This is a genomic window from Providencia sp. SP181, assembly GCF_050446505.1.
In the GTDB taxonomy this organism is placed as follows: domain Bacteria; phylum Pseudomonadota; class Gammaproteobacteria; order Enterobacterales; family Enterobacteriaceae; genus Providencia; species Providencia vermicola.
The window spans coordinates 253,677-273,997 of the sequence record NZ_JBBPXM010000006.1; the positions used below are offsets into that span (position 1 = coordinate 253,677).

Here is a 20,321-nt window from a genome sequence, read left to right on the forward strand (position 1 = left end):
AGTAATTAATGGAAATTTTCAATCTTGAAGGGCACCCACACGTTGAACTGTGTGATTTGCTAAAAATTCAAGGCTGGGCAGAAAGCGGCGCAATGGCTAAAGCCATGATCGCTGAAGGTTTAGTACAGGTTGACGGTGTGGTAGAAACCCGTAAACGCTGTAAAATTTTGGCAGGTAAAGTTGTCTCCATGGGCGACGAAAAAGTCAAAATCGCTGAGTAAGATTTTGGGTAAATAGGTTAGCCTATTTACCCATCTTTCAATCAAGCTTATCCCCTTGATTGACCTAGTTTATTATCAACTCGAATACTATCAAATAAATCCTTCGGCACCCTTTCCCCAAAAGCAAACTGTGAGATACCACCAGCCACTTTATCTGACTGATTTTGGTAATTGTTTCTATTTGGGTATGAACTCAAGGTACTCCGCAGATCCATTAATTCAAACATACGGTTAGTCAGCCCTGCTTTTTCATTTGGCTGCAATTTAATTTCTTCAGACCAATTCGTTACATACATGACTGGTACTGAGTATTGTTGATTATTATGGGTAATTGTTAGGTTATAACAATCCAGATTCAAGTTCCCAATGCACTTCGTCACTGCAGTTTTAAATGAACGTGTTTTCAAATCACCAAACTGTTGCTCTTTAACCCCCTCAGAAAATAGTGTTTTTCCTTGTTTTTCTTGCTGCTGCGCTGATGACCAAACAATAACCACTTGGGGTTTATTTTGTCTAATTTCATAGATAAATTGTTCAACGGGTGGCGCTTTGGGCTTGCTTGATTCAATCTCTGCGACAACGACCTTTTGATCGTTTTTTATCGGAACTTGGCTTGTATTACTAGACGCTATAGTACTCTCAGAGAGTATCTTACTTGAAATATACCAAGTTGCAGTGGGGATATTCGCTGGTTGCCTTTTAATCCCTACTAGTTTTTGTAAAAAGTTGATAACACTTTTTTTAATCGATGTTGGAGACCATAAACTTCTAACTGAGGTGCTGATTGGTGATGACATAATTATTCCCCTTATTTCAAATAATAGTGCCACCGTATTGTGCGTACTTTGATGGCTGCTGTTGTTCATTAATTGAACTTATTATTTGATGAAAAAAATAATTATTTCTTGCAAATTTAGCCACTAAATAGAAAAACGGCCAGATATTGTATCAATCAATACCTAGCCGTTTAATTTTATCAAACTCTAACTTTTTAACGCACCAATACGCTAAATAGTTCGTGTTGTAGCTAGGCGCCGAACGCGGATAGCTTGGGGAGCATACACTAGTATGTGACCCAAGTAGCCAAGTGATGGCAACACCGCCACAGCGCGAAATATGACGCGTAGGTGTTTATTTACGGCGCCACGTTGTCCCCGCAGATGAATCCTCCAGCACAATCCCCATCGCTGTCAGCTCATCACGTGCAGCATCGGCTTGTGCCCAATCTTTATTTTGACGTGCATCTAATCGCTGTTGAATTAACGCTTCGATTTTTGCGACTTCCGCATCATCTTCACCTTGAGCGCCGCCTTTTAGGAAGTTTTCTGGATCTTGTTCTAGTAAACCGAGCACACCTGCTAGTTCACGCAGTTCTGCAGCCATCCCATTAGCAGCGGCCATATCTTCCGCTTTCAACCGATTGATTTCACGTACCATGTCAAATAGCACAGAATAGGCTTCTGGTGTATTAAAATCATCGTTCATGGCTTCAACGAAACGGGCTTTAAAGGCTTCTCCGCCCGCTGGTTTTGCAGATTTTTCTGTGCCACGTAATGCAGTGTACATACGCTCTAACGCGGTGCGCGCTTGCTTCAGGTTTTCTTCCGTATAATTCAGTTGGCTACGATAATGGCCTGAAAGCAGGAAATAACGCACGGTTTCGGCATCGTAATACTCAAGCACATCACGAATGGTGAAGAAGTTATTGAGAGACTTCGACATTTTCTCTCTGTCTACCATGACCATGCCTGAGTGCATCCAATAGTTCACATACGGGCCATCATGCGCACAAGTGGATTGAGCAATCTCATTTTCATGATGCGGGAACATTAAATCTGAGCCGCCGCCGTGAATATCAAAATGATTACCCAATGTTTTGCTGTTCATCGCCGAACATTCAATGTGCCAGCCTGGACGACCTAAACCCCAAGGTGATTCCCAGCTTGGCTCACCTTCTTTGGACATTTTCCAAAGCACGAAGTCCATTGGATTGCGTTTAACATCCGCCACTTCAACACGCGCACCCGCTTGAAGTTGTTCTAAATCTTGGCGAGATAGCAAGCCGTAATTTGGGTCAGTTTTCACTTCGAACATCACATCGCCGTTATCTGCCACGTAAGCATGACCACGTTCAATTAAGCTTTCAGTCAGCTCAATAATTTCGCTGATATGCCGCGTTGCACGTGGCTCGCTATCAGGGCGAAGAATATTCAACGCATCGAAATCTTTGTGCATTTCCGCTAACATGCGAGTGGTGAGTTCTTCAACACTTTCCTTATTTTCCGCGGCACGTTTAATGATTTTGTCATCAATATCCGTGACGTTACGGACATAATTCAAATCATAGCCCAAATAGCGCAAATAGCGGCTAATTGCATCAAATGCCACAAATGTCCGGCCATGGCCGATATGACACAAGTCGTAGATAGTGATGCCACACACATACATCCCAATCTTTCCTGCGTGGATGGGCTTAAACTCTTCTTTTTGACGACTTAGTGTATTAAAAATTTGTAGCATCTGGACTTTTCCATGTAAGTGAAAAATGATTATCGATTTCTATCGGTAAAATACCATGTTATTGAACCCCGATCACCTTAAGAATGCAAGGGTTTACCCTGCCTTTTATTGTTGGATTCAATAGGCATTTAATACACACCTATTATGCTATAAACCACCTGCAAAACGCACTGTCGCTTCAAGTCAGGTTTTATCTGTGATATAAACGTGCAGATCTCAACGCTTTCGCAAGATAGCGCACAAAAAACAATTATTCAGGATAGCTATTATGGTTACATTTCATACCAATCACGGCGACATTGTTATCAAAACATTTGACGATAAAGCGCCAGTCACAGTCGAAAACTTTTTAACTTACTGCCGTGAAGGTTTCTACAATAATACCATTTTCCACCGTGTTATTAACGGCTTCATGATCCAAGGCGGTGGTTTTGAGCCAGGCATGGAACAAAAAAACACGAAAGCGCCTATTAAAAACGAAGCAAACAACGGTGTAAAAAATACCCGTGGCACACTAGCAATGGCTCGTACTAACGACCCACACTCTGCTACTGCACAATTCTTTATCAACGTCGTTGATAATGACTTCTTAAACTTCCGTTCAGAGCGCCCAGATGGTTGGGGTTACTGCGTATTTGCTGAAGTTGTTGAAGGTATGGACGTGGTTGATAAAATCAAAGGCGTTTCAACTGGCCGTAGCGGTTTCCACCAAGACGTTCCTCGTGAAGATGTGGTGATCGAAAAAGTGACTGTCAGCGAGTAATCCTGTCTCTATGTCTACTTACATCATTGCAGATCTGCATTTGAGTGAAAATGAACCGGCGATCACCGCCGGTTTTATCAATTTTATTCAACAACGAGCCATCCACGCCGATAGCCTGTATATCCTCGGTGATTTTTTCAATTATTGGGTGGGCGATGATGATGATAACCCGCTTCATCAGCGCGTTGCGAACGAGCTAAAACAACTCACAGCCAAAGGTATTCCTTGTTACTTTATACATGGCAACCGTGATTTTTTAATTGGTAAACGCTATGCCAAGCAGTGTGGAATGACGATTTTACCCCAAGAAACTGTTCTCGATATTTATGATAAGCGCATTTTAATTCTACACGGTGATACCTTATGCACTGATGATATGGCTTATCAAAACTACCGTAAAAAAGTTCACACGCCTTGGATACAACGTATTTTTCTCACGCTCCCTCTGTTTATTCGCCGCCGAATAGCACAGAAAATGCGTAAAAATAGCCAGTACGTCAGTAGCATGAAAACCGAGTCTATCATGGATGTTAATCCACAAGCGGTTGTTAATGCGCTACAAAGACACCAAGCGCAGTGGATGATTCATGGCCATACCCACCGCCCAGCCATTCATGAAATCAATATTGATGGCAGGCTACATTTCCGAGGTGTATTAGGTGCATGGCATCATGAAGGCTCAGCCTTTGTGATTAATGAACACGGTATTGAACTGATTTTCTTTCCCTTTGAATAATACCCATGAAAGTTCTTGCTCGTAAACGCGACTGTTTGCTTACTTATTAATCACGCAAACGTTTTCCTTGCTGCTTTGTCATGATATGATCGACTCAATTCAATTCTCCACCTTCGGGTGACGTTTTTTTCAATACAGGAAAGCACCAAATGACTGCCCAAGCTTCTGCTCAATCTGCGGCAAAAATCGCCATTGTTATGGGTTCGAAAAGTGATTGGACGACCATGCAGCACGCTGCTGATGTATTAACCGAACTCCAAATTCCTTTTCACGTCGAAATTGTTTCTGCACACCGTACACCCGATAAACTGTTTTCGTTTGCCGAAACCGCCAAAGAAAATGGTTTTGATGTGATCATTGCAGGTGCAGGTGGTGCAGCCCACCTACCAGGTATGATAGCGGCCAAAACCTTAGTGCCTGTTTTTGGTGTTCCTGTACAAAGCGCGGCACTCAGTGGTGTTGATAGCTTATATTCCATCGTTCAGATGCCAAAAGGCATCCCAGTGGGTACGCTTGCCATTGGCAAAGCTGGTGCAGCAAATGCCGCGCTGTTAGCGGCGCAAGTATTAGCCATTGCAGATACCGCTGTTTTTAATCGCTTATCCACTTGGCGTGAAATACAAACTAACGACGTACTCAATAACCCAGACCCGAGGGATGCGTAATGAAACCCGTTTGCGTACTGGGCAACGGTCAACTGGGTCGCATGCTGCGCCAAGCTGGCGAACCATTAGGTATCGCCGTTTTCCCTGTCGGATTGGATGCAGAGCCTGAAGCAGTTCCTTATCAACAAAGCGTGATCACCGCTGAAATCGAGCGTTGGCCTGAAACGCCTTTGACTAAAGAGTTAGCTAGGCACAATGCCTTTATTAACCGCGATATTTTCCCGCGTTTAGCTGACCGCTTCCCACAAAAAAGCCTGTTTGATAGCTTACATTTGTCAACCGCCCCTTGGGTACTGCTCGAATCCCCTGAGCAATGGCCTGAATTGTTTGACTCACTGGGTGATTTTCTGATAGTCAAACGCCGAACAGGCGGCTATGACGGGCGCGGCCAATGGCGTGTACGCCCAGGTGACGAACTCAGTTTACCCGCTGAAGTTTACGGTGAGTGCATTGTAGAGCAAGGCATCCCTTTTGATGCTGAAGTCTCGGTGATTGGTGCTCGTAATGCTGCTGGGGAGTCAGTTTTTTACCCTATCACCCACAATCTACACCAAGAAGGTATCCTGCGCACCAGTGTCGCTTTTCCGAAATCCACCAATCCTCAGCAAGATCAAGCGCAAGCGATGTTAAGCGCTGTAATGGATGAGCTCGGCTATATTGGTGTGATGGCGATGGAATGCTTTGTTGTGGGCGATAAACTGCTGATCAACGAAATTGCCCCTCGCGTACATAACAGCGGACATTGGACCCAAAACGGTGCATCAATCAGCCAATTTGAGTTACATTTGCGTGCCATATTGAATCTACCAATGCCATCCCCTGAAGTATACAGCCCTGCGGTAATGGTGAACTTAATCGGCACTGATGTGAATATCGATTGGCTCAATTTGCCACTAGTTCACTTGCATTGGTATGAAAAAGAGGTGCGTCCAGCACGTAAAGTTGGCCATTTAAACCTCTCCCACAGTGACTGTAATCAGCTAACCGAAACGCTCAGTGCACTTATCCCACTCTTACCAAATGAGTATAAAAGTGGCATTGAGTGGGCAAATGAAAAATTAGACTGGTACTCTCACCAATAAATAGGGAAAATAGCCTTAATCGATGCCCGAACTTGTTTTCGGGCATTTTGCTATTTTCGCCGTCATCCAGATGATAATTCTCCTGACTAAAGGTGTGCGGCATGACTGGAGTTACTATGTCCTCGCAGCATTTTAGTCCGTTTTATCAGTGGTGTATTTTAATTCTATTAGGGTTAGTTTATTTTTTAGCCACAGCCACGACTTTCACCTCTTTAGGCGTTGTATTGCCAGAAATGATCAGCGAGCTAAAATGGAGCTGGAGTGAAGCGGGTTTTGGCTTTACCTTATTGGGCTTGACCTGTGGGCTTGCCAGTTTCTTACCCTCTTTGCTGATCCGTAAAGTTGGCGTGCGAGCCACATTACTGCTGGGTACCTTAGTCTTTGTCGCTGGGTTTTATAGCCTGTATTCCACCAACACCATCAGTACATATTTCTTAGGTACAGCCTTGATTGGTATCGGTTTTACCTTATTAGCCACGGTGCCTGGCACTTACGTGCTTTCCCGATTATTTGAAAAACAGTCCCTCGCTTTTGGCTTGTATTTCACCATTGGTGGGCTCGGCGGAGTTGCAGGGCCATGGATTTATTTCTATGCTTCAAACCAATTGGGCTCATGGCGCATGCACTGGGTTTTGTGTGCGATTTACCTCAGCATCATCACGTTAATCACTATCTTTATGTTACGTGAAGGCAAACAAGAGCAAGAACATGCCAAGAAAGTGATGCAAAAACAAGTCAGTGATGCAAGTAAACCCATTTATCGTACAGCTGAAGTGTGGACAGTTGGACGCGCACTGCGCACATGGCAGTTCTATTTAATTGCAGCGACCTATACCTCTTTTCTATGGTGTGGTATTACCGTTAACAGTTTTGCTGTTGCCCATATCGAAGAACGTGGTTTTGGTATGACCGTTGCAGTTTCATTACTTAGTACAATGGCTTTTGTTAATGCATTTTCACGATTTATTGGCGGCGCAGCTGGAGAATGGTTGGAGCCAAAAAAACTGCTGATTGGCAGCTTAATTATCATGGTGCTTGGTGTTATCTTCCTCAGTATCGCAAGCTCTTGGTTCTGGTTAATTTTATTTGTTTTGTGCGTAGGAATTGGTTACGGCATGACGTTCTTAGCATCAAGTGTTTTGTTATCAAACTACTTTGGTCGTGGCCCCTATTTGGAGCTATTTTCTGTGGTTAACTTGATTTCAACTATCGCCTGTTTAGCGCCATTTATCGCAGGTGAGATCAAGGACTACACAGGTAGCTTCACCCCTGCATTTTTAGTCATTGCCGCCCCTGTGGTGGTTATCCTCGGCTTAACATTAATGATGAAACCGCCCGCACTCCATACCAAATAAAAAATCCCGAGCACAGGCTCGGGAAAGATTGAAACCAAGGGAAAAATAATCAGAAGACCAGATATTGGATCAAAACATGCGTTTCACATTGTGCCACGACAAACTGGAATGAGGTGGCACAAATTCAATCAAGGCTTTAACAATTCAGGGACTTTCAACAGAATAAATTCATTATCATCGGCTTGATTTGGCTCACGGCTGGATGAGAACGGGTAGTTATTGTCATTCCCGACAATGATATGTTCACCGTCGACCACATCCACATTCTCAATCGTAAAGAATGGAAAGGTAAATACCCCGTCATTCAGTGGCTTTCTTGCTTGACTATTTGGGTCTTTAATATTCATTAAATCAATGTACGCCTGCTTATCAACCGCTTCACCGACGTTTTTATCTGAAAACTCAATACGGTATACACGCTTAAATTTCGCTAAATTACTAAAGCAATTTTCCGTGTTCGTACTGCCTGCAGCACAGGCTTTATCCGATGTCCCCTCGCCATTATCACGCTCGATGATTAGGCCATGAGTGTCATCGATTAAATTAAAATCGCCGATAGCATTTTGGTTATCTTCGAACACATATAGCCAGCTTCTGCCTGTCCAATCTTGTTTTTTTACATCAAACTCAAGAATGCGTGCAGCGCGTTTACCATCCACATTTTCATAATCTTGTTTTTCATCAACCCAAATTGCCCCTTCAAGCATTGGGTACAGTTTTGAACCGTCTGGTGAGGAAGCCATACCTTCAAACCCTTTTGAGCGATTCACTTGGAAGGTGACTTTATCTGTTGGTTTTCCTGGTGTGGTGACTTGATAATGGTCTGGAGAAACCACTTTTTTGCCATCGACCTGCGTTTCAAACAAGGCTAATACTTTGCCATCCAAATCCATTTTTATCAGATATGGGCCAAATTCATCCCCTACCCATAATGCACCATTAGCAAACTGAAAACTTTCTGGGTCGAAGTCGCTGCCCGTTAAGTAACGTTCCTTTGTGCTCTCATTAATAATGTGAAAAGGAATGATTCTGTCGGGGTCATGGAAAAAAACCGTTTTGAGTGGTGTTGTTTTGCCTGATTTAAAATCAATATCGTATTGCGTCACATACAGCATAGAGTCTGGTGAATTCACTTTATTACCAAACCCATTATCCGTTAACACCCAATAGGTGCCATCCCCCATCCGTTTAATTCCTGAATGGCCTTGCAATGGCTGCCCTTTGATTGGAATGTGTTTCCCCGTTGGACGATCAGCGGATTTTCCTTCGACTTTGCCGAGAGTGTCAACGCGTGTGCCAGTGGTGAATTTTCCGCTCACTTGAAGGTCTGCAGGCGCATTTTGTGGCGCTGAAACGGTGGAATCAACGGAAAGAATGGAATGCCCCATTAATGTGGCAGGCACTTCTTGTTGAGCAAACCCTGAGAAGCTAAATGAAATCAAACTTGCCAGTAAAGAAAATGAACCCAACGTCTGTTTAATTGGGTGTGTAATTGAATTTTTATGCTGCATGGTTATGTTTCCATTTTAAGGCTATCAATAATCGACGGCGGAATCATAACCTGAGTAAATGACGATTTTGTGAAGGATTCAAGACAGTTATTTTAATTGGGCGTAAATAATTTCACGCCCAATTATTCCCTATAAATTAATCATCCATTGGGTAATCGACGGTGCTGGCTGCCTGTTCCTAATAAGCGAAGACCTAGCCATCCCCCACAAATCGACAACAAAATAGCTGCGCACAGTGGTAATAATAGCCACATACGCCATTCAGGTTGCCATGGAAAATCAAACACTTTACTTTGCAATAACCACAAGGCAATTTCAGCACCAAAGGCCGCAGCAAGGCCTGCCATTAAGCCAAGTAATGCAAACTCGCTCCATAATGTTCTGCGCATCAGCTTTCTGCTCGCACCTAAGGTGCGATAGACCACCAGTTCGCGCTCACGTTGGCTCATTCCCACTTGAATCTGTGCCAACAATAACAGCAAGCCACAGAAAATCACTAAGACGACCATCACTTCAAGAGCTTGGCTGACTTGCTGAAGGATTTGCTGAATCTGTGTAATGATCGCCCCTGTATCCAGCACATTTATGGTTGGGTAATGGCGGCTAAGTTGCGTCAATAACTGGCCGTCCCCCTCATAATGGAAACTACTCAGCCATGTTGCTGGCATTTTCGACAAGCTTTCTTCCGAAAAAATAAAATAAAAATTCGGTCGTAAACTTTCCCAATCCACAGTGCGGATGCTGCTTACCGTCGCCGTAAAAACTTGAGCTCCTGCGTTAAATGTCAGTTTATCCCCCAGTTTTAACCCTAGCTCTTTCACCACGGTTTGTTCAATGGAAACCTCCCCCGCTTTCGGCGGCCACGTGCCTTCATTCACGATATTCGCAGGGGCCAATTGAGATTGCCACGTTAAGCTTAATTCACGCCGTACCGTATTATTATTTGGGTCACGTTTATCGGCCCATTCAATCGCTGACTGGTCATTAATATCGGTTAAACGCGCTAAAACCACAGGATTGAATTCCGTTGGCTTCACTTGATACTGTGCCAGTAACTCAGTCACAGGTTTAAGCTGTGATTGGTTCATGTTAATCAAGAAATAGTTCGGGCTATCTGCTGGCAATTGCTGCTGCCAGCGGTCAAGTAAATCACCCCGAACTAAAATTAATAATGCCAGTAACATAAACGAGAGCGAAAAGGCGCTCATTTGGGTGATAGTTTGCAACGGTTGGCGCAACAAGCGGCTGACCGAAAGGCGTAAACTCAGCTGGCGAAATTTAATATGGCGCAGCCCCCAAAGCCCGACCCAACCAATTAAAGCCAATAGAATCGCCACGACAACAATCCCTGCAAGAATCGACCATAACAGGGGGTTTACTCCCGCAAAAATAAATAACCCGCCCACGACAATTAATATAACCACAGGGAGATAATAATGCAGCGGCCATACTGGGGATTTTGCATCTTCACGTAACACACGAGAAGGTTGGGTCGCCATCAATTGGTAATAAGGACGGCTGCCTACAATAATGGCAATGATAAACAATGTCCCTATCGCCCAGACCCAAGGCATTAGGCTAGCAGGAGGCAATTCTTTTGGCAGCATTGCGCCTAGAATTTGCATCAAAATGCCTTCAAAGGCTAGCCCTAATAACGAACCTAATAACGCCGCTGCCACTAAAATGACCAACCACTGGCCAATGATCCATTTACGCAGCGCACTGCGCCCAGCCCCAAGTGTTTTTAGAACCGCAATAAGCTGGTGGCGGCTACGGCAATAGTGGGTCATAGAAACCACAACAGCTGCAATCGCCAGTAATAAGGTTAATAATACGGATAACAACAAAAATTGCTGAGCACGTTGGAAAGTTTTCCCCACCGCGCCATTGTCTTCACTTAAGGTATACCATCGCTGGTCATTGCGCAGTTCTTTATCAAACTTTTGCTTAAATGCATCAATAACTTGGCTATCACCCGCGAACATATCGCGATAGGTTAAACGGCTACCTAACTGAATCGCCCCCGTTAACGGTGCATCTTCAATCGCAATTAATACTCGAGGGGCAATTTGGAATGGATTGAAGCCACTATCGGGCTCTTGGAGTAATTTCCCCGAAACCTTTAACGTCGCATCGCCGATATCAATATTATCGCCAATATTCAGGTTCAATAACTCTAATAAGCGAGGTGCCACTAACACCTCCCCTTGGTTTGGTACTAACCCTTCAGGTTCTGTAACTAACTCGCCATACAGCGGATAAGCCTTGTCGGCGGCTTTGACTAACACCAGCTGTGGGCGGGCATCTTCATCTTCCGTTGCATAGGCCATCGTCGAAAATGATATCTGCTGGCTCAGTTTTAACCCGTCTTTTTGTGCCTCTTGCAACCAAGCGGGCTCGCTCGGGTGTGAGGAACGCAGAACCAGATCCCCTGCAAGTAGCTCACGGCTTTGGTAGCTCATGCTGTTTTCGATACGATCACTAATGCGCCCTAACGCTAAAACACAGGCAACGGCGAGAGTGAGTGCTAACCAGACAATCAATAATGACGGCGTTTTCCATTCACGCCAAAACCAACGCCAAATCATGCTTCTTCCCTCAGTTGTCCATCAACCAAGCGTAAGCGACGCTGACAACGTGCAGCGAGTTCGTTATCGTGTGTAACTAAAATCAGCGTAGTACCATGTTCTTTGTTCATGGCAAACAGCAAGTCCGCTATTTTATCCCCAGTCTGTCTATCAAGGTTACCTGTCGGCTCATCGGCAAATAAAATTTGTGGACGACCGTTAAATGCGCGTGCCAGTGCCACACGCTGTTGTTCGCCACCAGAAAGTTGTGGCGGCATATGCTTCATGCGATCTTTCAAGCCTAAATCAGTCAGTAATTCAGCGGCATGTTGGTGGCTAGATGACTCTGGCTCTCCACGCAACAAGGAAGGTAGCTGCACGTTTTCAATCGCATTTAATGTAGGGATTAACATAAACGATTGGAACACAAACCCCACGCTTTGCGCGCGCAAACGAGCTCGTTCCTCTTCATCCATGCGGGTCAGGTCTTGCCCCAATAAATTGACCGAGCCACACGTACCGTCATCTAAGCCCGCAATGATCCCAAGCAGAGTTGATTTCCCCGATCCTGACTCGCCAATTAAAGCAATTGTTTGACCAGACTCGACAATTAGCTCAACACCTTGCAATATAGTCAGTTCATGTTCACCTTGACCAACACGTTTAATGAGATGATGAACTTCAAGAATATTATTCGCCGACATATATTGGTTTTTCTCCTGTTACTGACTGCAAGTGGACACGCCCTTGCGTCAACTAAGCTATTGATCTTAGGTGATAGCCTAAGTGCAGGCTACCGTTTACCCGCTGAGCAGGCGTGGGCTTCTTTGCTTGCCAACCGCTGGCAGAAACTGTCTCCGCCTATTGAGGTGGTCAATGGCAGCATTAGTGGCAATACATCAGCACAAGGGCTGGAACGCCTTTCTACCTTATTGGAACAAAATAAACCGAGCTGGGTGCTGATCGAGTTAGGTGCTAACGATGGTCTGCAAGGCTTACCTGTCGAACAACTGGAAACTAATTTACAGCAAATAATCGACCAAATCGTGCAATCGGGTGCAAAACCGCTCTTAATGCAAATTCGTATTCCACCAAATTATGGAAAACGTTATACAACAAGCTTTGAAAAAGTGTACCCGAAACTGGCGGATAGCAATCAAATTCCGTTACTGCCTTTTTACATGGAAACCGTTATCACTAAGCCTGAGTGGATACAACAAGATGGGATTCACCCGACGGTTGAAGCACAGTCATCCATTGCTGACTTTATGGAAAAACAACTTTCCACACATATTTTACCCTCAAACAAGTAAAATAGACGGTAAACAAACGCGATAAAGGGCTCTTTATACGCGAAATAAATTCAGTTGCATGAAATGAAGGTAAAGTTATGCAAACATCCGCACGAAACGGAAAATCGGTTCTGATCACTGGAGCATCAAGCGGTATAGGCTTTTGTGCTGCCCAAACTCTGCGCCAACGGGGCTACCATGTGATTGTCGCCTGTCGCAAAGAGAGCGATATCTTCCGCTTAAGAGACCTTGGCTTTGATACAGTTGCTCTCGACCTTGATGATAAGAATAGCATAGATACAGCGGCAAAAGAGGTGTTAACACTCTGTAATCACCGACTTTTCGGATTATTCAACAATGCGGGTTTTGGGGTTTATGGGCCATTGAACAGTGTTAGTCGGGAACAACTCGAAGCCCAGTTTTCCACAAACTTTTTCGGCGTGCACCAATTGACCTTCCAACTGCTACCCGCCATGCTAGCACACCATGAAGGGCGCATTGTGCAAACCAGTTCGGTGATGGGCATTATCTCTACCCCAGGTCGTGGTGCTTATGCCGCGAGCAAATATGCCTTGGAAGGTTGGTCAGATGCCTTACGGTTAGAGCTAAAAGGCAGTGGTGTTTTCGTGAGTTTGATTGAGCCAGGGCCAATTCACACGGCATTCACTCAAAATGTTGAACAAACTCAAAAAGATAAACCTGTTAAAAACCCAGGGATCGCCTCGCGCTTTACCTTAACCCCAGAGCATGTGGTGGAAAAGCTTATCCATGCGTTAGAAAGCCCACGCCCACGCGTGCGTTATTCTGTCACGCTTTTAACAGTGGCAGTCCGAGTGCTTAAACGTGTTTTACCTGACAAACTGATGGATAGAATACTGGCAAATCAGGGAAAAAAGGCTTGAAAAAAGCAAATTAAGCCCCACTCTACTATTAATGCTAACTCATTCAAAAGAGATACCCTATGTTTGCGAATAACGCACAAATTATTGATATTAACGAAACTAATCTTCATCAAGTCATTGAACAATCAATGAACTTACCCGTCATGTTTTACTTTTGGTCACCTCGTAGCCCTCATTGCCAAGAGTTTGGCTCAATGTTGGAAAAAATTGCCAACGACTACGCAGGTTTATATATCTTAGCTAAAGTTAACTGTGACGAAGAACAAATGATTGCCAGCCAGTTTGGCTTAAAAGCCATCCCAACGGTATATGTCCTGCAAAATGGCCGACCCGTTGATGGCTTTGAAGGGCCGCAACCGGAAGAGGTCGTGTTAGAGATTTTATCTCGTGTTCTACCAAGCCCTGAAGAGTTGAAAGCGGCACAAGCGGCTGAATTAATAGCGGAAGGTAAAACACAAGAAGCGTTGCCTCTGCTGAAAGAAGCTCATCAACTAAACCCGAAAAATAGCGATATCACGCTGTTATTGGCAGAAACGCAAATTAACCTAAAACTCGTCGATGATGCACAAACCACCTTAGATGTGGTGCCATTACAAGACAAAGACAGTCGTTATCAAGGGCTGATTGCACAAATTGAGTTGTTAAAACAAGCAGCGGATACCCCTGAAATTCAACAATTACAGGACGAATTTAATCAAGATCCGCAAAATACCACGTTAGCCGTTCAATTAGCACTAAAATTACATGAAGTGAACCGTAATGAAGAAGCCCTTGAAATGTTATTTAGCTTCTTACGTAAAGATTTAGGTGCGGGTGACGGTGCTGTGAAAAAAACCATGATGGATATTATGTCCGCCATGGGTACTGGCGATGCGATTGCGAGTAAATATCGCCGCCAAATGTATTCATTACTTTATTAATTAAGGGTTAGATATGGACTTGTTCGCCTTTGGTGCCATTCCGATTATTATTTTTGTAGCCATCGTTATTGTTTTCACCTGCGTTAAAACAGTACCGCAGGGTTTTCAATGGACAGTTGAACGTTTTGGGCGTTACACCCGTACATTACAACCTGGGCTGCATATCATTGTGCCATTTATGGACAAAATCGGCCGTCGTATCAATATGATGGAACAAGTCCTTGATATCCCATCACAAGAAGTTATTTCACGGGATAACGCCAACGTCACTATTGATGCCGTGTGCTTTATTCAAGTGGTTGACCCTGTTCGTGCTGCTTATGAAGTCAGTAATTTAGAACTGTCCGTGCTTAATCTGACAATGACCAATATTCGTACCGTGTTAGGGTCTATGGAACTTGATGAAATGCTGTCTCAACGAGATTCGATCAACTCCCGCTTATTGCATGTGGTGGATGAAGCAACTAACCCATGGGGTGTGAAAATCACCCGTATTGAAATTCGTGATGTGAAACCGCCAAAAGAACTTATCAGCGCGATGAATGCGCAGATGAAAGCGGAACGAACAAAACGTGCCGATATTTTAGAAGCGGAAGGTATTCGTCAAGCGGCAATCCTTAAAGCGGAAGGTGAAAAACAATCACAAATTTTAAAAGCCGAAGGGGAAAGACAATCTGCTTTCTTACAAGCTGAAGCGCGTGAAAGGGCTGCAGAAGCTGAAGCGAGAGCAACCCAAATGGTATCTGAAGCAATTGCCGCTGGGGATATGCAAGCCATTAACTACTTCGTGGCACAGAAATACACAGATGCGTTAACCAGTATTGGCTCGGCTCAAAATAGCAAAGTGATTATGATGCCATTAGAAGCCAGCAATTTAATGGGCGCGATCGGCGGTATTACCGAACTCATTAGCGAAAGCAAAAAAACAACACAAAAGGCGAAAGAATGATAGAGCTTATCAGCGCTCAACCCGCATGGTTTTGGCTGTGCCTCGGTGGGCTATTGCTGATTGCTGAGTTACTCGGCACAGGTGGCTATTTGCTTTGGTCGGGGATTGCCGCTGTCGCCGTCGGTTTATTGACTTGGGCTTTACCCTTCCTAAATTGGGAGTGGCAAGGGATTTTATTTGCCGTCTTTACCCTTGTTTCTGCCGTGTTATGGCGCAAATGGTTAAGCGGCCGTAAAAAAAGCAAAGCTGACGATGTCAATCAAATCAGCCACCAGCTTGTGGGGGTTAAAGCGCGTTTGTTAACGGATACCGAAGAAGGCTTTAGCCGTGTTCGCCTTGCTGATGGCAGCTGGCGGGTTTTCAGCGATGTCCCACTTCTTGCTAATACTGAAGTAGTGGTCATCGCCGTTGATGGCATTACATTACAAGTTAAACCTTCTGGTGATGGCAACAGCCACGTGCCAGGTGGTCAATAATTGGGCAGTTAGCGCCATCATCCCCTGGGCACACATCCACCAGCTCCTGTAATGTATCGCGGATTGCAGACAGTTTAAAAATTGTCTGCTCTATTTCATTTATCTTAGCAATGGTCGTGCTTTTCACATCAGCACTGTGTCTGGTTGGATTACGAAACAGCCCAAGCAGTTCACCGCATTCATCCAAGGTAAAGCCAACATCCTTCGCTTGTTTTAGCAATATCAATTCGTTTAAATGCCGTTCTTGGTAATAGCGGTAGCTATTCTCCCCTCTTTCAGGTGGCGTAATCAGCCCTTTATCTTCATAAAAACGGATTGCTTTTGCAGTTAGGCCTGTTTTTTTGGCAATTTCACTAATATTCATAATAACCCCTTGACCTTAACCTTGCTGGAAGGTGTAACCTTTGCTCATTGTCGAATTATAGACCTAATTGTCGATAAAGTTATAGACCCAATTCATCGAACGGGTTCGGAGGCTGCAAAATGAGTAACAAAACTATCCTAAAATTACAGGGACTAAGCTGCATGCACTGTGTCGGCTCAGTCACTAAAGCATTAGAAGCTCGCGGTGATGTGATAAATTTAAACGTCACTATCGATTATGCGACATTAGAAAGTGATACCAATGTTGCTGATATCATCAACACGATTACTGAAGCTGGCTATGAAGCCGAAGTTGCATCAACACCTGATGTCGAATTGCAGCTTTCGGGTTTAAATTGCATGAAATGTGCAGGCAAAACCCAAAAAGCCCTTGAAGAGGTTGAAGGTGTTGCCGCTGCGGTTGTTAGCACAACTCAGGCAAAAGTGTATGGCTCTGCTGATGCACAAACCTTAATCGCTGCGGTTGAACAAGCAGGCTTTAAGGCCCAGTTGCCGCAGCCCAATGAGGTGACGTTATCCCTTTCAGGATTAAGCTGCATGAAATGTGCGGCGAAAACCCAACAAGCACTCGAAGCTGTTGACGGTGTAGAAAGCGCACAAGTGGATACAACGTCTGCGGTTGTACAAGGTTCTGCATCAGTTTCGGCATTGATTGCTGCCGTCGAAGCCGCTGGCTACCAAGCTACAGAAGGTGAATCTCACCCAAAAACTGAGCCGCTGACCACCCAAACTGAACAGCCGGATGCTGATTCAGCGGCAATTTGTGACATTCCGGCACAAGAGTCAGATTTAGGTGAACAGCCTGACATCCCCCCAACGGATGACAGTGTGCAGTTACTGCTTGATGGCATGACCTGTGCCAGCTGTGTGAATAAAGTACAAAAAGCACTCAGCGGCGTCCCCGGTGTGGAAAACGCACGCGTTAATTTAGCCGAGCGTAGCGCATTAGTCACAGGAACTGCAGATCCCAATGACCTGATTAATGCCGTGGTTAAAGCGGGTTATGGTGCTGAAATCATTCAAGATGAAGCCAAACGCCGTGAACGCCAGCAAGAAGTTGCTCAAGCCAATATGCGCCGTTTCCGTTGGCAATCAGCCTTAGCCTTAGCCCTTGGTATCCCTGTCATGGTATGGGGAATGATGGGCGATAATATGGTGCTGACTGAGCAAAATCACACCACATGGCTTACCATTGGGGTATTAACCTTCCTAGTAATGGTGTTCGCAGGTGGGCATTTTTATCGCAGTGCATGGCAAAGTTTAAAAAATGGCAGTGCCACTATGGATACCTTGGTTGCACTGGGTACAGGAGCTGCATGGCTCTACTCTATCGTCGTTAATATTTGGCCTGAATGGTTCCCTGACCAAGCTCGCCACCTTTATTACGAAGCCAGTGCGATGATCATCGGTCTGATTAACCTTGGCCACGCTTTAGAGCAACGGGCACGCCAACGTTCCTCCAAAGCCCTTGAAAGGTTGTTAGATTTAACACCGCCAACTGCACGTGTTGTGACGGAACAAGGCGAAGTTGACATGCCATTGGAGCAGGTTAAAAAAGGCATGATCTTACGCTTAGCGACGGGTGACCGCGTACCTGTCGATGGGGAAATCATCGAAGGGGAAGTTTGGCTAGACGAAGCGATGCTGACAGGTGAACCTATCCCGCAACAAAAAAGTAAAGGTGACCCTGTACATGCAGGTACTGTCGTGCAAGATGGTACGGTACTCTTTCGCGCCGCGGCAGTGGGAAGCCAAACCACATTAGCGCGAATTATTCACCTTGTTCGTCAAGCACAAAGTAGTAAACCGCAAATTGGCCAAATGGCGGATAAAATTTCGGCAGTATTTGTCCCTGTAGTTGTTGCTATTGCATTGATTTCGGGGGCTATCTGGTACTTTATTGGCCCTGCGCCACAAATTACTTATGCCTTGGTTATCACCACAACTGTGTTAATCATTGCCTGTCCATGTGCTTTAGGATTAGCAACGCCGATGTCGATAATTTCAGGTGTCGGTCGTGCAGCTGAGTTCGGGGTGTTAGTCCGTGATGCGGATGCCCTTCAGCAAGCTAGCGAACTGGACACTATCGTCTTTGATAAAACAGGTACATTGACCGAAGGTATGCCTCAAGTTACCGACATCCACGTATTTAATGGTTTTGATCAGGACGGCGCATTGCAGCTCGCAGCATCGTTGGAAAATGGTTCAAACCACCCATTAGCGCGTGCTGTCTTAGCAAAAGCGAAAGGCTTAACCTTACCCGCTAATGAGCAATTTAGAACATTAGCAGGCTTAGGTGTAAGCGCAATTATTGATGGTAAAACCATTTTGTTAGGTAACCAAAAGCTGTTAGCGCAAAGCAGTGTGGATACCACAGATGTCGACGGTATTCTGCATCAGCAAGCCTCTCAAGGGGTGACCCCTGTACTGTTGGCCGTTGAAGGGAAAGTCGCTGCGTTGTTATCTATTCGTGACCCATTGCGTGAAGACAGCATCAGTGCTCTTGCTCGCTTACATAAACAAGGCTTCCGCTTGGTGATGTTAACAGGGGATAATCCAGTCACCGCCAATGCTATCGCTAAAGAAGCGGGTATTGATGAAGTGATTGCTGGCGTCATGCCTGATGGTAAATCAGCCGCAATTGAAGCCCTGCAAGCGAAAGGTCATAAAGTAGCGATGGTCGGTGATGGCATCAATGATGCCCCTGCACTTGCCCGTGCTGATGTGGGTATTGCGATGGGCGGCGGTAGTGATATCGCCATTGAAACAGCATCTATCACCTTGATGCGTCAAAGCTTACACGGGGTTGCTGATGCGGTTTCTATCTCAAAAGGGACGCTGCGCAATATGAAGCAAAACCTATTTGGTGCCTTTATATATAACACGCTGGGGATCCCAATTGCTGCTGGTATTTTATACCCACTCACAGGGACTTTACTTAACCCAGTAGTTGCAGGAGCAGCAATGGCGCTCTCCTCTATCACTGTAGTGAGTAACGCAAACCGTCTATTACGTTTTAAGCCTGAAAAATAACCTTTAAAAAAGGGTGGGGGCCTCTCTCACCCTTGAGGTTGTTGACAAAGCAGGATAAAAGCGTGGTTTTTCCTGCTTTGTGTTATCAGCCGAAAATCAATGAATTGATTTTCCTCGACTATTTTCAAAACCAATCCAACCTGCAGTCAAACCTAATCGGTTTGTCAGCAGTCTGAAGGGTGAGAGCCTCTCTCACCCTTTCTCGTCTTATTTCAATCATCAAAATATGCTAAGTATTTGCCTTCCAAGATTTTATTATTTAAATCGCACGATCTTTGATGCCCTTTCTCGTCGGCTAGGTCTATACTATTAAATAATTAGCTACTTAATATTTGGAGCGCAAAATGCTTAATATTGATCGTGAAAAACTTGCCAAACTCGCTGGTGAGGAATTTAAAAAACAGCGAACTTTTTTATTAATTTTGTCCTTTTTGCTGTTGGCTGGCGGTATTTTTTGTATTGTTAACCCAATGATTTCAGGCATTGCGGTCAGTACGGTATTAGGCGTTTTACTGATTATTGGTGGTGTCGGTGCCATTGTTAGCATACTTAGCACGGTAATTTATACGGGATGGTCGCGCTTATTTGGTTTTGTGATTGGGCTAATCTATATTATTGTCGGCTATTCCTTTATTAAAGACCCACTACAAAGCTTAATCGCTCTCGCGATTTTAGTCGCCGCACTATTTATTGTCGGCGGTGTCATTCGCTTATATGTGGGTTTTCAACAAATAAAATCCCCAAGCGGTTGGCTGCAAATTCTTATCGGGTTATTAGATTTCTTTATTGCCTTTTTGCTTGTTGGCAATGGGCCATTAACGTCGATTACGCTATTAACCACGTTAATTGGTATCGAAATGGTGTTTAGCTCATTCAGCTTATTTGCGTTGCTAAGTGTGTTTAAAAACATTACTAAAAACAGTTAATTCAATTTGCCCCCTATTT

Annotated in this window: 19 protein-coding genes; 13 read left to right on the forward strand and 6 right to left on the reverse strand. The window is 44.6% G+C overall.

The window, feature by feature from the left end; genetic code table 11:
* Positions 1–8: 8 nt before the first annotated feature.
* Entirely contained in the window at positions 9–221 is a 213-nt protein-coding gene (gene ybcJ / locus AABS66_RS12695; protein WP_206082893.1) for a ribosome-associated protein YbcJ, read from the forward strand.
* Positions 222–268: 47 nt separating this feature from the next.
* Here the strand turns inward: ybcJ and AABS66_RS12700 are convergent, their stop codons facing one another.
* Positions 269–1,018 carry a hypothetical protein gene (locus AABS66_RS12700; RefSeq protein WP_430224993.1) on the reverse strand — a complete coding sequence of 250 codons (750 nt, stop codon included), beginning with the start codon at positions 1,016–1,018 and terminating at the stop codon, positions 269–271.
* A 334-nt stretch (positions 1,019–1,352) separates the two neighbouring features.
* Positions 1,353–2,741, reverse strand: coding sequence for a cysteine--tRNA ligase (cysS, locus tag AABS66_RS12705; protein WP_206082895.1), 1,389 nt, complete (start codon positions 2,739–2,741; stop codon positions 1,353–1,355).
* Between the two features lie 268 nt (positions 2,742–3,009).
* On the opposite strand from cysS, the gene ppiB reads away from it, so the two are divergent.
* The 5 genes from ppiB (at position 3,010) to AABS66_RS12730 (ending at position 7,342) form a co-directional block, all read left to right on the forward strand.
* The gene (ppiB, locus tag AABS66_RS12710; RefSeq protein WP_047756161.1) at positions 3,010–3,504 is read left to right on the forward strand and encodes a peptidylprolyl isomerase B; all 495 of its coding nucleotides are present in this window, start codon (positions 3,010–3,012) and stop codon (positions 3,502–3,504) included.
* 10 nt (positions 3,505–3,514) lie between these two features.
* Positions 3,515–4,240 (forward strand): UDP-2,3-diacylglucosamine diphosphatase, encoded by a 726-nt coding sequence (gene lpxH / locus AABS66_RS12715; protein WP_430224994.1) that lies wholly within the window; start codon positions 3,515–3,517, stop codon positions 4,238–4,240.
* A gap of 149 nt (positions 4,241–4,389) precedes the next feature.
* Positions 4,390–4,905: a 5-(carboxyamino)imidazole ribonucleotide mutase gene (purE, locus tag AABS66_RS12720; RefSeq protein WP_206082897.1), complete on the forward strand. Its 516-nt coding sequence runs from the start codon at positions 4,390–4,392 to the stop codon at positions 4,903–4,905.
* Positions 4,905–5,987, forward strand: a complete 1,083-nt coding sequence (purK, locus tag AABS66_RS12725; protein ID WP_206082898.1) for a 5-(carboxyamino)imidazole ribonucleotide synthase — start codon at positions 4,905–4,907, stop codon at positions 5,985–5,987. Before purE ends, purK begins: the two co-directional genes overlap by 1 nt.
* 116 nt (positions 5,988–6,103) lie before the next feature.
* Positions 6,104–7,342: a CynX/NimT family MFS transporter gene (locus tag AABS66_RS12730; RefSeq protein ID WP_430225002.1), complete on the forward strand. Its 1,239-nt coding sequence runs from the start codon at positions 6,104–6,106 to the stop codon at positions 7,340–7,342.
* Between the two features lie 128 nt (positions 7,343–7,470).
* Here the strand turns inward: AABS66_RS12730 and AABS66_RS12735 are convergent, their stop codons facing one another.
* The 3 genes from AABS66_RS12735 to ybbA all read right to left on the reverse strand — a co-directional run bounded on the left by AABS66_RS12735 (position 7,471) and on the right by ybbA (position 12,124).
* Positions 7,471–8,853, reverse strand: coding sequence for an esterase-like activity of phytase family protein (locus AABS66_RS12735; RefSeq protein WP_349415649.1), 1,383 nt, complete (start codon positions 8,851–8,853; stop codon positions 7,471–7,473).
* 140 nt (positions 8,854–8,993) lie between these two features.
* On the reverse strand, positions 8,994–11,441 hold the full coding sequence (ybbP, locus tag AABS66_RS12740; RefSeq protein ID WP_272539451.1) for a putative ABC transporter permease subunit YbbP: 2,448 nt from the start codon (positions 11,439–11,441) through the stop codon (positions 8,994–8,996).
* Entirely contained in the window at positions 11,438–12,124 is a 687-nt protein-coding gene (gene ybbA, locus AABS66_RS12745; protein ID WP_206082905.1) for a putative ABC transporter ATP-binding protein YbbA, read from the reverse strand. The genes ybbP and ybbA overlap by 4 nt, the downstream gene beginning before the upstream one ends.
* Here ybbA and tesA point away from each other — a divergent pair.
* The 5 genes from tesA (at position 12,092) to AABS66_RS12770 (ending at position 15,959) form a co-directional block, all read left to right on the forward strand.
* A complete protein-coding gene (tesA, locus tag AABS66_RS12750) occupies positions 12,092–12,733 on the forward strand; it encodes a multifunctional acyl-CoA thioesterase I/protease I/lysophospholipase L1 (protein WP_430224995.1) in 642 nt (213 codons plus the stop codon). The two genes, ybbA and tesA, sit on opposite strands and share 33 nt — an antisense overlap.
* Before the next feature lie 77 nt (positions 12,734–12,810).
* Positions 12,811–13,614, forward strand: coding sequence for an SDR family oxidoreductase (locus AABS66_RS12755; protein WP_272539452.1), 804 nt, complete (start codon positions 12,811–12,813; stop codon positions 13,612–13,614).
* A 59-nt stretch (positions 13,615–13,673) separates the two neighbouring features.
* Positions 13,674–14,534, forward strand: coding sequence for a co-chaperone YbbN (locus AABS66_RS12760; protein WP_206082908.1), 861 nt, complete (start codon positions 13,674–13,676; stop codon positions 14,532–14,534).
* A gap of 13 nt (positions 14,535–14,547) precedes the next feature.
* Positions 14,548–15,483 carry an SPFH domain-containing protein gene (locus AABS66_RS12765; protein ID WP_206082909.1) on the forward strand — a complete coding sequence of 312 codons (936 nt, stop codon included), beginning with the start codon at positions 14,548–14,550 and terminating at the stop codon, positions 15,481–15,483.
* On the forward strand, positions 15,480–15,959 hold the full coding sequence (locus AABS66_RS12770) for an NfeD family protein (RefSeq protein ID WP_272681247.1): 480 nt from the start codon (positions 15,480–15,482) through the stop codon (positions 15,957–15,959). The genes AABS66_RS12765 and AABS66_RS12770 overlap by 4 nt, the downstream gene beginning before the upstream one ends.
* Here the strand turns inward: AABS66_RS12770 and cueR are convergent.
* Positions 15,913–16,323, reverse strand: coding sequence for a Cu(I)-responsive transcriptional regulator (cueR, locus tag AABS66_RS12775; RefSeq protein ID WP_206082911.1), 411 nt, complete (start codon positions 16,321–16,323; stop codon positions 15,913–15,915). The genes AABS66_RS12770 and cueR overlap by 47 nt on opposite strands.
* Before the next feature lie 119 nt (positions 16,324–16,442).
* On the opposite strand from cueR, the gene copA reads away from it, so the two are divergent.
* Entirely contained in the window at positions 16,443–19,376 is a 2,934-nt protein-coding gene (gene copA, locus AABS66_RS12780) for a copper-exporting P-type ATPase CopA (RefSeq protein ID WP_430224996.1), read from the forward strand.
* Between the two features lie 344 nt (positions 19,377–19,720).
* Positions 19,721–20,302, forward strand: a complete 582-nt coding sequence (locus tag AABS66_RS12785; protein ID WP_206082913.1) for an HdeD family acid-resistance protein — start codon at positions 19,721–19,723, stop codon at positions 20,300–20,302.
* The last annotated feature ends 19 nt before the right edge of the window (positions 20,303–20,321 follow it).